The sequence below is a fragment of the Helicobacter sp. MIT 05-5293 genome, from assembly GCF_000765665.2.
Taxonomy (GTDB): Bacteria; Campylobacterota; Campylobacteria; order Campylobacterales; family Helicobacteraceae; genus Helicobacter_C.
Genome location: NZ_JROZ02000001.1, coordinates 619,678 through 631,460, shown reverse-complemented (window position 1 = coordinate 631,460; position 11,783 = coordinate 619,678). Strand labels below are relative to the sequence as shown.

The following is an 11,783-nucleotide window of genomic DNA, read 5'->3' as shown; positions in this document are numbered from 1 at the left end:
GAGATGATTACTACCCCCCCCCCCCCGATTATATCAATCATAATGTCTAATTATAATCAGGGTCATTTTATTAGACAAGCTATAGATTCTGTTTTATCGCAAAAGACAACATTCCCTTGGCAATTAATCATCACTGATGACAATTCAACCAAAGATAATAGCAAGGATATTATCAAAGAGTATCAAAAGCAGCACCCAGATAGAATCTTGTGTATTTTTAGTGATAAAAATACAGGATATTTATCAAATATCCTAAGAGCAAAAAGCATCGCAAAAACTACATATTTCACACTATTAGATGCAGATGATTATTGGACGGATTGTGATTATTTGCAAAAAGCAGTTGATTATCTCAATGAAAATTTAGATGTTGTTGCTTATACTCAAAATGTATTGTGTATCAAGGAGAATGGGGATAAATTTCCTTTTATAGGCAAAAAGAAAGAGAGTAAAAAATACAATATAGAAGATTATTTTACGGATAGAATGCCAATTACTCAAACTACTGGGCAGGTTTTCCGTAATGTCATTTTCCAAAATGCAATACCAGAGATAATGCTTAAGTCAGTAGGGACAATTCACGAGCGTTCATTTGAAGGAGATGTTGATAGACTTATAATGCACTTAAAATTTGGAGATATATATTTTGCTAATGAGTATTCAGGCGTGTATAGAATCTTATCAACAGGTATTTGGAATAAACTTAGTAAGGCAGAGGCAGCAATGATTAGCGCGCAAGCTTACATAGATTACAATGAATATTTTGATTATGTTTATCAGCATTTTTTTATAAATAAGGCATATATATCTTTAAAAGAATCGATACAAGCTATAGAGACATCATCTATGTTAGACTATGCTTCGTTCGAAGAATATCTAAAAAGTGTTGTAAGAGAATGTATAAATAAAAATACATACATTAAACCTACACAAAATGAGGCTATGTCTAAAAAATATCAGTTTTATTTTAAACTATACAATTCTCTCCATAGAAAGTTGAAGCGAAAAGGCTATGTGAGCTAATATGAGGCATAATTTTATAACATTTGTTTCTTTTAGTATAATTTTATATTATAATTTTAAGAGGGATTGTATATAGAAAGACAAAAATGACACTTTAAAAATACAAAAATGCTTGAGGAGGTAGGGCTTGAGCATAAGTGGATTAAGTGTCTAGCAAGTGCAAATAACCGATAAATCAAATAATACGAGAAAATTGAATGAGGTAACCAATGCAACGAGACATCGAAAACTACACGCAAAAGTATTTAGATAGTAATTTTAATGATTTTGAAACCTATATGGTGGGATTTCGCCGTGCCAAAGTGCTAGAGATTTTAGAATCTTACCGCCCTTTGAAATTGCTAGAAATCGGTTGCGGAATGGACAGCATCGCTAATCATTACACTGCCTTTGAGCAATGCGTCATTATCGAGCCTTCACAAGTCTTTGCAAATAAGGCAAAAGAAGATACTATTTTTGCCCCCCCCCCCCGAAAAATAGAAGTGATTAATGATTTTGTCGAAAATCAAACAAATCTCTTAAAATCCTACTCTTTTGATTTTATCCTTTTAAGCTCCTTACTCCACGAAGTCCAAAATCCGCTTAGCTTTTTAGAATCTGTCGTTGCTTTGATGAGCAAAACAAGCATTTTACATATCAATGTCCCAAACTCCCGCTCTTTTCATCTTCTATGGGCTTTTGAATCCGGTCTTATCCCTGCCCTTGGCAAACTCACCCAAACTGCGCAAGATTTGCAGCAAAACACCACTTTTGATTTAGAATCCTTAAGCGCACTTGCTAATCTTGCACATTTAGAGATTATCGATAAGGGAAGCTATTTTATCAAGCCTTTCAATCATACCAAAATGTCCTTAGCACTTGAAAATCAAATCCTTGATGAGAATCTCTTACAAGGCTTGGACAAGATGACAAAGTATTGCCCCACTTTGGGAGCAGAAATCTTTATCAACACACGCAAAATCACTTCATAATCATCTCTTTTTGCTATAATACAAGTAACTTGGCTTAAGGATAACAAATGCGATTAGTGATACTTGGTAATACAAGCGATGGGGACATTGCAAAGGCACTTTTAGAATGTAATGAGATTGACATTATCGGCGGTGTGGTGGATAGCTACTCCAAAGAAACACAAATCTTCCAAAGTGCGTTTTTGCAAAAACACAAAATCACAGAGATAACCTTAGACAAAATCGCCGCATTAAAGCCTGATATGTGCCTTATCATTTCGTTTTTTACTCTCATAGATATGAAATACTTTGAGAATCTTTTGAGCCTCAATATTCACGCGGGGATTCTGCCCAAATGGAAAGGCTTTAATGCGAATGCTTGGGCAATCATCAATGGAGAGAAACAAATCGGATATTCCCTGCATCAGCTGACTGACAAAATGGACGGCGGAGATATTTATCATCAATGGATTGAAGAAGTAGGAGAATACGAGTTTTACGCGCAAGTAGTTGGGCGCATCAAAACGCGCTTCAAGGCAGAAATCGCAGAAATTTTACTCAAAATCCATACGAGAGCATTAAAGCCAATCCCGCAAGATACGCGCGTAGAATATTTTTGCAAAAAAATCGGAAAAAATGAAAACTTTATCAAAACTTGGAATCTCGAAGCAAAAGAGCTATACAATCGCTTTAGAGTAGTCGCCGCACCTTATGGCAAAGGATTGTTTTTCACATACAAGGGCAAAAACTATGAGATTTGCAGTATGCAATCACCTAGCAGTTATGCGGGGGGGGGGGCAAAATGGAGAGAAGTATATTTGCACACTAGGGGCAATTGTCAATATTTATCAAAATACAATGTGGGTTAAAGTCCGCGATATGTATGTCAAAATCACAAAAATTCGCTGTGAGGGAGAAGAAATAGAGATTCCTAAAGTTTTTTGCATTGGGAATTGTTTAGAAAACTAGAATCTTAATCAAGTGAAATTTTGTATTTTCGGGCATAATCTACCTTTTGTTTGACTGCTTTACTTGTCATCTTTTTCAAGAAACATATTGAAACTACCTATAACCTTTAAAGTGGAATAAAATAAAAGATAAAATGTAAAAAATACCTATTTTAAGGGAAAATAAAAGGAGACTAAAGGTTATTTTTGGGATTTTAAAGTATCATTATGCAGGGTAATTGCCACAGGTCGTTACCCTGTGGCAAAATCTATGCCCCAAAAGGAGCTAAGATGATGTTCACTAGATTCATCTTGGTTGCGATTATACTACTTTGTATCATCGTTGTCAAGGCTTATTAGTGTAAGCTTGAGCCCGGCTTTGGCTGGGTCCAAGATGAGTTTAACCTGTGGTTCTCTCTGCAATTATATTCTAACTTTTATTAAGATTCTGTATTTTAATGTGCTAAAATACAGAATCTTAATCAAGGGGTGAATGATGAAAAACTTAGTCATTATAGGCACAGGGGAAACTGCCTTGCTTGCTTATGAATATTTTAGCTTCGATTCGGATTTAGAAGTTTGTGCCTTTGCTGTAAGTAAAGAATACAAAAAAGGTGAAGTATTTTGTGCGGGGGGGGGGGATAGAATTACCTCTTGTTGAAATTGAGAATCTAGAATCTTCACACCCTCCTACCCAATATCAAGCCTTTGTCGCCCTATCAAGCGGAGAGCTAAACTACGCAAGGGCAAGGCTTTATCAACAAATCAAATCTAAAGGCTACCAACTCGCAAGTTATGTCTCCTCTCGTGCCTTTGTATGGCGTGATGTCAAAATTGGTGAAAATTGCTTCATCTTAGAGGACAATACCTTGCAACCTTTTACGGAAATTGGCAATAATGTAACACTATGGAGTGGGAATCATCTAGGACACCGCTCTATCGTGCGAGATAATTGCTTTATCACTTCGCATTGCGTCATTTCTGGATTCTGCGAGATTGGAGAGAATACCTTTATCGGTGTTAATTCTTGCATTGCTGATAATGTCAAAATCGCTAGGGATAATTTCATAGCACTTGGAAGCGTGATAAACAAAAACACAGAAGAAAACACCATTTATCGTGGGAATCCTGCAGAGGCTGCCAAAATCCCTGCCAAAAAATTCTGTAAGGTCAAAAATTAACAAAGGATAAGCTGATGAAATGGGAGAAAAAAGGATTGATTTATTGTCCTGATGGAAGTATCAAATGGCAAAAACAATGCGCGATGTTGCCCACACCGCTCTTGCTAGATTCTGGCATATTGCGCGTTTATGTGGGATTTTGTGATGAAAATATGATAGGGAGAATCGGCTATGTCGATGTAGAAGCAAATAATCCTAGCAAGATTCTAAGTATCTCTAAAGAGCCTGTATTGGACATTGGCGAGAATGGCTGCTTTGATGATAATGGCGTTGTGCCTATCTCGATTCTACGCAAAGGCAAAGAGATTTATTTGTATTATATTGGCTTTCAATTAGGCGTCAAAGTGCCTTATTATATGTTTTGCGGACTTGCTATCAGCAAAAATAATGGAGAGAGCTTCACGCGCTATTCAAAATCACCTATTTTAGACAGAATCCACGATGAAGTCTATGCGCGATGTGGCGTAAATGTGATAAAAGATAAAGACAGATTCAGAATGTGGTATGTCGCAAGCCATAAACAAGGCTGGACAATGGCTCAAGGTAAATTAAAGCCTTACTACATAATGAAAACGACAGAATCCAATGACGGAATCCATTGGAATAATGAATCTATCGTGTGTCTTCAATACAAAAATGACGATGAACATGGGTTTGGGCGACCCTTTGTGTGGAAAGAACAAGACAAATACAAAATGTATTACTCCATTCGCACCTATTCGCGTGGCTATTATATCGGCTATGCAGAGTCAGATGATGGTATTCATTGGGACAGACAAGACGAAAAAGCTGGGATAGAACTCTCGCAAACAGGCTGGGATAGTGAGAATCTAAGTTATCCCTATCTGATAAATGCAGCGGGGGGGGGGCATTATATGCTTTACAATGGCAATGGTTGCGGCAAGAGCGGCTTTGGCTACGCGGAGCTAAAGCATCATGAAATGGGAGAAAAAGGGGCTCATCTATTGCCCCAATAAAGAAAACCACTGGATAGACAATACCGCACTTACTCCTCAACCCTTTTTGCTTAATGCTGATACAATCAGAATCTACGCTTCTTTTCGAGACGCAAAGGGCGTAGGTCGGATTGGTTATGTGGATTTGGACGCTAAGAATCCCAAAAATATTTTAAAAATCTCACAAAGCCCTGTGCTAGACATCGGGGAAAATGGCTGCTTTGATGATAATGGAATCATACTCGGCGATGTGTTGCGCATCAAGGATAAAATCTATATGTATTATGTCGCTTTTCAGATTCCACAAAAGGCGAAATTCTTTGCTTTTTCCGGCTTGGCGGTGAGCGAAGATAATGGAGAATCTTTTGCGAGGATTCAAAAAACGCCTGTGCTTGATAGGAGCAATGAGGGGATTTTCGGGCGGTGTATCCATAGTGTGATATATGAAAATGGGATTTTTAGGGTATGGTATTCGGTGATTCACCAATGGACTTGGATTGAGAATATCCCTTATCCGACTTATTTTATCAAATATATAGAATCCAAAGATGGCATTACTTTTGGAAATGAGGGGAAAACTTGTGTGCAATGTGTGGGGAGTGAATACAGAATCGGACGCCCAAAAGTCTATAAAAGCAAGGGAGGCTATGCTATGTTTTATACTTCGGATAGCACCGCCAAAGAATACAAGTCGGGCTATGCGACAAGCCTAGATGGAATCACTTGGGAGCGCAAAGATAAGCAATGTGGTTTAGAGCCCTCACAAAATGGATTTGATTCTCAAATGGCTTGCTATCCTACGCTTTTAGAAGTGGGCGAGAAGACTTATTGCTTCTATGGTGGCAATGGTATGGGCAAGGGCGGATTTGGGTATGCAGAGCTTGTGCAGTGATAACTTTATAAATTAAACTTTAAATTTTAATTGGGTATTATCGCGACAGAATTGTGGCTAAAAGTAGAGAGATTCACAAATGATAATGAAATTTTACAAGGAACAAAGAGTGATTCATATCCGGCAATATTGCAAAGATTCTAAAACCCTATGGAATGACTTTAATGCGTCAGCCAAAAATGGGCTTTTTATGTTTGATAGAAACTATATGGACTATCATTCAGACCGATTCAAAGACCATTCTTTGCTATTTTATGAGGACGAAAAGCTCCTTGCCTTGCTTCCGCTCAATCTCAAAGATGATGTCTTGTATTCTCATCAGGGGCTAACCTTTGGCGGGTTTATCACAAGCACCACGATGAAGCAAGAAAAAATGTGCGAATGCTTCAGAATCTTACGCGAATATATGTCCGCACACCATATTGCGCGTCTCATTTATAAGCCTATCCCATACATTTATCACAAACTCCCCGCACAAGAAGACTTATACGCACTTTTCACGCACAATGCGCATCTTTATCGCGTGGATTGCTCCTCAACGATTGCTTTAAACGATAGGATTGCTTTGCCCAAAGGGCGCAAGGCACAAATCTCACGCGCCAAAAGAGAGAATGTGCAGATAGAATCTTCGCATAATTTTTCACATTTTATCACATTGCTTAATAGCGTCTTATCAAGCCGACACCATACAAAAGCCGTGCATAGTGCGCAAGAACTAGAGCTTTTAAGCGCGAGATTCCCCGAATCTATCCAACTTTTTATCGCACAAAAATCAGGTGAAATGCTTGCGGCTGCATTGTTGTTTGTTTATGAGAATCTCATTCACACACAATACCTTGCTACTAATGAACAAGGGCGCGAAATCGGCGCGTTGGATTTGCTCCTTAAAACCTTGATAGAATCTTACGCGACAAGTAAAACCTACTTTGACTTTGGTATCTCTACTGAAAACAATGGCTGGATTCTCAATCAAGGCTTGATAGCCCAAAAAGAAGGATTTGGCGGACGCACTATCGTGCATAGCTTTTACGAATTAGCTGCGGGGGGGGGGGAATATTATGTAATTTTCTCCTCTTTCTTGCTTTTTGTTGCCCTTGCCTATCGTATGAGCAAAAGGGGGCTAGATGATTAGTATCAAGCCCTACTCTCCTACTCTCAAATCTACTTGGAATGATTTTAATCGCAATGCTAAAAATGGGCTTTTTATGTTTGATAGAAACTATATGGACTATCATTCAGACAGATTTAGTGATCATTCTTTGCTATTTTATGATAATGACAAACTTTTAGCACTTTTGCCTCTCAACACGCAAGATGATAGTCTTTATTCGCATCAAGGGCTTACTTTTGGCGGATTTATCACCACAGATTCTATGCGACAAGGCAAAATGTGTGAGTGTTTTGAGTGTTTGCGAGAGTATATGCGCCAAAACGGATTTGCTAAGCTATATTACAAAGCAATCCCTTATATTTATCATCAAAATCCTGCGCAAGAGGATTTATATGCCCTCTTTGTGAATGAGGCTAAGCTCTATCGTGTAGATTGTTCGGCTGCGATAGAGTTTAGAAATCCATTCAAAATGGGCGAACTAAGAAAACGCGGGGCGAAAAAAGCACTCAAGCACGATGTGGTCGTGCAAGAAAGTGAAGATATGACAAGCTTTATCGCACTTGTCAATGAAGTCTTGCGGCAGCGGCACAATGCTAATGCAGTGCATAATGCAGAGGAATTATCCCTACTGCGCTCTTCTTTCCCTGATGAAATCAAGCTTTTTATCGCCACAAAAGCAGATACAATCCTTGCTGGGACTTTGCTTTTTATTTACCCTCATCTTGTGCATACGCAATATTTGGCAGTCAATGAACAAGGGCGCGAAATCGGCGCATTAGACTTGCTCCTTAAAACCTTGATAGAATCTTACGCGACAAGTAAAACCTACTTTGACTTTGGTATCTCTACTGAAAACAATGGCTTATTTCTTAATCAAGGCTTGATAGCCCAAAAAGAAGGATTTGGCGGACGCACAATCGTGCATAGTTTTTACGAATTAGCTGCGGGGGGGGGGAATATGTAGCTTTTTTCTTGCCCTTTATCCTCTTGTCTTTATCGGCAAGATTCACTCCCCTCTCACGATTTTTCCAACTTTTTATTTTCTATCATTTTATTTGCGCAAACTTTCGCAATATGGCAAGGGGTGCGTATGAATAAAATGATGATACACCCTCTCTCTGATGTGCAAAGCCAAAATATCGGGCAAGGAACTAGAATCTGGCAGTTTTGCGTGGTGCTACCACTTGCAAAAATCGGTGAGAATTGCAATATCTGCTCTCATTGCTTTATCGAAAATGATGTGAAAATCGGCGATAATGTAACAATCAAATGCGGTGTGCAAGTGTGGGACGGAATCACGATTGAAGATAATGTCTTTATCGGTCCTAATGTGAGCTTTTGCAATGACAAATACCCACGCTCAAAAGCCTATCCGAGCGAGTTTTTAAGCACTATTATCAAAAAAGGTGCGAGTATCGGGGCAAATGCTACGATTCTGCCCGGCGTTACGATTGGTGAAAACGCAATGATTGGCGCGGGAGCGGTGATAGTCAAAGATGTCCCGCCTCATACGAAAGTGATTTGCAAATCCCAAGTCATCTTGAGTGCAAATAATCAAGAATCTAGCGGGGGGGGGGGTAAGTAGAAAGAATCTACACTCTCACCCTTACGCTTTTTGCGCCTATCATCGCCTTATAGATTCTAAATCTTATCTCAAATCTCATATCACTCCTATTTTTCCCTATGTCGCCTTTGAATCTGCCTCTTATTCTGCTACTTTTGATTGTCAATCTCTCTTTTTACAGGAGGCAGTATCGTGAAAAAAGCCCCTATTTTATCAAGTCCAATCATTGGCAAACATATTTCTTTGCGCTTGGTGGGAGTAAGTGATGCGGAGTTTATCTACACTCTACGCAGTGATAAAAAAGCAAAATTCTTGACGCAAACTTCAGGTGGAATCCCCGCACAAGAACAATGGATTGAATCCTACAAAAAGCGAGAATCTGCGGGAAAAGAATATTATTTTATTATCCAATCCCTAGAGGGACAACCTTTTGGGACGATAAGAATCTATGACTTTCAAGAGGATAGTTTCTGCTGGGGGAGTTGGATTATCCAAGATGATGCACCTAGCTATGTCGCTATAGAATCTGCGCTTTGCTTGTATGTCTTTGGATTCTATACCTTAGGGTTTAAAATGGCGCGTTTTGATGTGAGAAAGGCAAATGTGCAAGTAGTAGCATTTCACAAACGATTCGGCGCAAGAATCATCAATGAAGACACTCTCAATTATTATTTTAATCTTTCTTTAGAAGACTTCAAGGCTATACCAAAAGTGTTTGCGGGATTCTTACCTGCAAATCTCTCATACTTCACAAATCTATCAAAAGGAGAATAAATGAAAGAAAAAATACAAAGTGTGATTTTTGAAGCATTAGCAAATCTCGCTGATGAGTTAGAAAATAATGAGCTAAAAGCCCCCACATCACAAACTAAAATCTATGGCATAGGGGGGAATCTAGATTCTTTAGCACTTGTGAGTTTTATCGCGGATTTAGAAGAAATGCTAAGTGAGGCTTTAAAGCTTGAAGTAATCCTTGCTGACGAAAAAACAATGAGCGGGAGAAACTCACCCTTTAAAGATGTCTCAACGCTCACTTCTTATATCCTTACAAAAGCACAAAGCAATGAATAAAATCATTATCATAACAGGCACTAGAAAAGGTATTGGTAAGGATTTGAGCGAGTATTATTTGCGATGCGGCGATATAGTCTGCGGCTGTTCTCGCGGTAAGGGAAGCATAGAGCATCAAAACTATCGGCATTTTGAGCTTGATGTGAGTGATGAAATGTCGGTTGTAGCGATGATTCGAACGATAAAAAAGGAATTTGGCACAATCAATGTATTGCTTAATAATGCAGGCATTGCCTCTATGAATCATATCCTTACGACACCTTTTAGCACGATGCAGAATATCTTTGGCACAAATGTTTTTGGGAGCTTTTTATTTCTGCGTGAAGTGGCTAAGGTCATGATGCAAAACTACAAAAAGCACCATAAAGATTCTAAAACTATGCCTTATCGCATTGTTAATTTTGCCACTGTGGCAACACCTCTAAGGCTAGAGGGAGAAGCGATTTATGCGGCTTCAAAGGCGGCATTAGTCAATCTCACGCAAGTATGTGCAAAGGAATTAAGCGAGTTTGGCATTACGCTCAATGCAGTAGGTCCCACGCCTGTGCCAACGGATTTGATTAAAAATGTCCCAAAGGCAAAGATGGATTCTTTGCTTAATCAACAAGCCATTAAGCGATTTGGGAGTTTTGAAGATGTGCTTAATGTCATTGAATTTTTCTTAGATAAAAAAAGCGATTTTATCACGGGGCAAGTGATTTATCTAGGGGGCGTAAATGGCTGATTTTTTAGCACAAATCACACGATTTAGAGATAATATCGCCATTATTGATGATGAGATTCTTTACACCTATGAGGCTTTACTGCAAAGTATAGAATCTAAGGGTAAAGCCCTAGCCATACCAAAAGGTGCAGTGGTAGCATTAGTGGGAGATTCTAGCTTTGAGCAAATCGCTTACTTTTTTGCCCTTTATAGCCAAAAATGTATCATTATGCCTTTGCTCCCTAGAAATATGGATTTTGACTTGCGTGAGTTTGGTGTTGAATATATTTTAGAATCACACAATGGAGCAATCAAACGCGTAGATTCTAAAAAATACGATTTGCTTCAATCTTTAAAAGATTCTCATCAAAGTGGATTGATTTTATCTTCAAGTGGCAGCACAGGCAAACCAAAGGCTATCGTGCATCATTTAGATACTTTTCTTGCCTCATATTGTGAGAAAAAACCAAATCCTTTGAGAATCTTAAGTGTGTATTTGCCCGATCATATTGCAGGAGTTGATGTGATGTGCAATGCTTTGAGCGGGGGTGGGACTTTGGTAATCCCCAAGCAAAGGCAGCCGCAAAATATTTTAAATGCACTCAAACAATATAATGTCGAGATTTTACCCGCTTCACCGACCTTACTTAGGCTTTTACTCCTAGCAGATATAGGCAGTTATGGACTAAAATCCCTAAAATTAGTCATTTATGGCAGTGAGCCGATGAGTGAGACACTTTTAGAATCTCTATGTCAAGCATTGCCTCACACACGATTCAAGCAAGGCTTTGGCACGAGTGAAACCAATGCGATGAAAACAAAAAACCTGCAAGACTTTTTTAAAATCGTGAATGCTTCTTATAAAGTGATAAATAATGAGTTGTTTATCAAATCCCCCACACAAGCGATAGGCTACCTTAACGCCGATAATAGCGTCTTTGATGAAGAGGGGTATTTTGCCACAGGGGATTTGGTAGAGATTATCGAATCTGATGGAGAGCAATACCTTAAAATCATCGGACGCACCAAAGAGGTGATTAATGTCGGAGGTGAGAAAGTCTTGCCTCAAGAAATAGAAAATATTCTTTTGACAATGCCACATATTAAAGATTGCCTTGTCTATGGAGAATCTAATGCTATTACAGGACAAAGCGTGAGTGTGAAAGTCGTGCTAGATTCTGAAGTGCCACTTTCAAATATTGAGCTTAAAAAAGCTATTCGTGCTTTTTGTAAAGACAAACTCGCTCTTTTTAAAATCCCTACAAAAGTAGAAGTTGTAGAATCTCTAGCAGTAAGTGAGCGATTTAAAAAACTAAGAAATATTAGCGGGGGGGGGGGTAAGTAGAAAGAATCTATACTCTCGCTCTTACGCTTCTTGCGCTTCT

At 38.7% G+C, this 11,783-nt stretch carries 15 protein-coding genes; all 15 read left to right on the top strand.

Annotated features, from left to right (window positions below):
* Nucleotides 1-3 precede the first annotated feature (3 nt).
* The 15 genes from LS68_RS03230 to LS68_RS03165 all read left to right on the top strand — a co-directional run bounded on the left by LS68_RS03230 (nucleotide 4) and on the right by LS68_RS03165 (nucleotide 11,743).
* Nucleotides 4-1,023, top strand: a complete 1,020-nt coding sequence (locus LS68_RS03230) for a glycosyltransferase (protein WP_138090930.1) — start codon at nucleotides 4-6, stop codon at nucleotides 1,021-1,023.
* 209 nt (nucleotides 1,024-1,232) lie between these two features.
* Complete coding sequence (locus LS68_RS03225; protein WP_241993657.1) at nucleotides 1,233-1,994, top strand: class I SAM-dependent methyltransferase; 762 nt, start codon at nucleotides 1,233-1,235, stop codon at nucleotides 1,992-1,994.
* A 47-nt stretch (nucleotides 1,995-2,041) separates the two neighbouring features.
* Nucleotides 2,042-2,842 carry a formyltransferase family protein gene (locus LS68_RS03220; RefSeq protein WP_138090927.1) on the top strand — a complete coding sequence of 267 codons (801 nt, stop codon included), beginning with the start codon at nucleotides 2,042-2,044 and terminating at the stop codon, nucleotides 2,840-2,842.
* 574 nt (nucleotides 2,843-3,416) lie between these two features.
* Nucleotides 3,417-3,581: a hypothetical protein gene (locus LS68_RS09760; protein WP_241993656.1), complete on the top strand. Its 165-nt coding sequence runs from the start codon at nucleotides 3,417-3,419 to the stop codon at nucleotides 3,579-3,581.
* On the top strand, nucleotides 3,547-4,101 hold the full coding sequence (locus tag LS68_RS03215) for an acetyltransferase (protein ID WP_241993655.1): 555 nt from the start codon (nucleotides 3,547-3,549) through the stop codon (nucleotides 4,099-4,101). The genes LS68_RS09760 and LS68_RS03215 overlap by 35 nt, the downstream gene beginning before the upstream one ends.
* Nucleotides 4,102-4,115: 14 nt before the next feature.
* On the top strand, nucleotides 4,116-5,078 hold the full coding sequence (locus LS68_RS03210; RefSeq protein ID WP_138090924.1) for a hypothetical protein: 963 nt from the start codon (nucleotides 4,116-4,118) through the stop codon (nucleotides 5,076-5,078).
* Nucleotides 5,038-5,949: a hypothetical protein gene (locus tag LS68_RS03205; protein WP_138090921.1), complete on the top strand. Its 912-nt coding sequence runs from the start codon at nucleotides 5,038-5,040 to the stop codon at nucleotides 5,947-5,949. The genes LS68_RS03210 and LS68_RS03205 overlap by 41 nt, the downstream gene beginning before the upstream one ends.
* 109 nt (nucleotides 5,950-6,058) lie before the next feature.
* A complete protein-coding gene (locus tag LS68_RS03200; RefSeq protein ID WP_241993654.1) occupies nucleotides 6,059-7,081 on the top strand; it encodes a GNAT family N-acetyltransferase in 1,023 nt (340 codons plus the stop codon).
* Complete coding sequence (locus tag LS68_RS03195) at nucleotides 7,074-8,024, top strand: GNAT family N-acetyltransferase (protein WP_138090915.1); 951 nt, start codon at nucleotides 7,074-7,076, stop codon at nucleotides 8,022-8,024. Before LS68_RS03200 ends, LS68_RS03195 begins: the two co-directional genes overlap by 8 nt.
* 138 nt (nucleotides 8,025-8,162) lie before the next feature.
* Entirely contained in the window at nucleotides 8,163-8,645 is a 483-nt protein-coding gene (locus tag LS68_RS03190; RefSeq protein ID WP_138091092.1) for an acyltransferase, read from the top strand.
* Complete coding sequence (locus LS68_RS03185) at nucleotides 8,605-8,820, top strand: hypothetical protein (protein WP_138090912.1); 216 nt, start codon at nucleotides 8,605-8,607, stop codon at nucleotides 8,818-8,820. The genes LS68_RS03190 and LS68_RS03185 overlap by 41 nt, the downstream gene beginning before the upstream one ends.
* The gene (locus tag LS68_RS03180) at nucleotides 8,817-9,398 is read left to right on the top strand and encodes a GNAT family N-acetyltransferase (protein WP_241993653.1); all 582 of its coding nucleotides are present in this window, start codon (nucleotides 8,817-8,819) and stop codon (nucleotides 9,396-9,398) included. Before LS68_RS03185 ends, LS68_RS03180 begins: the two co-directional genes overlap by 4 nt.
* Nucleotides 9,399-9,695 carry a hypothetical protein gene (locus LS68_RS03175; RefSeq protein ID WP_034369919.1) on the top strand — a complete coding sequence of 99 codons (297 nt, stop codon included), beginning with the start codon at nucleotides 9,399-9,401 and terminating at the stop codon, nucleotides 9,693-9,695.
* Nucleotides 9,688-10,419 carry an SDR family oxidoreductase gene (locus LS68_RS03170; protein WP_034369921.1) on the top strand — a complete coding sequence of 244 codons (732 nt, stop codon included), beginning with the start codon at nucleotides 9,688-9,690 and terminating at the stop codon, nucleotides 10,417-10,419. Before LS68_RS03175 ends, LS68_RS03170 begins: the two co-directional genes overlap by 8 nt.
* Nucleotides 10,412-11,743 (top strand): fatty acid--CoA ligase family protein, encoded by a 1,332-nt coding sequence (locus tag LS68_RS03165; RefSeq protein WP_138090909.1) that lies wholly within the window; start codon nucleotides 10,412-10,414, stop codon nucleotides 11,741-11,743. Before LS68_RS03170 ends, LS68_RS03165 begins: the two co-directional genes overlap by 8 nt.
* Nucleotides 11,744-11,783: the final 40 nt, after the last annotated feature.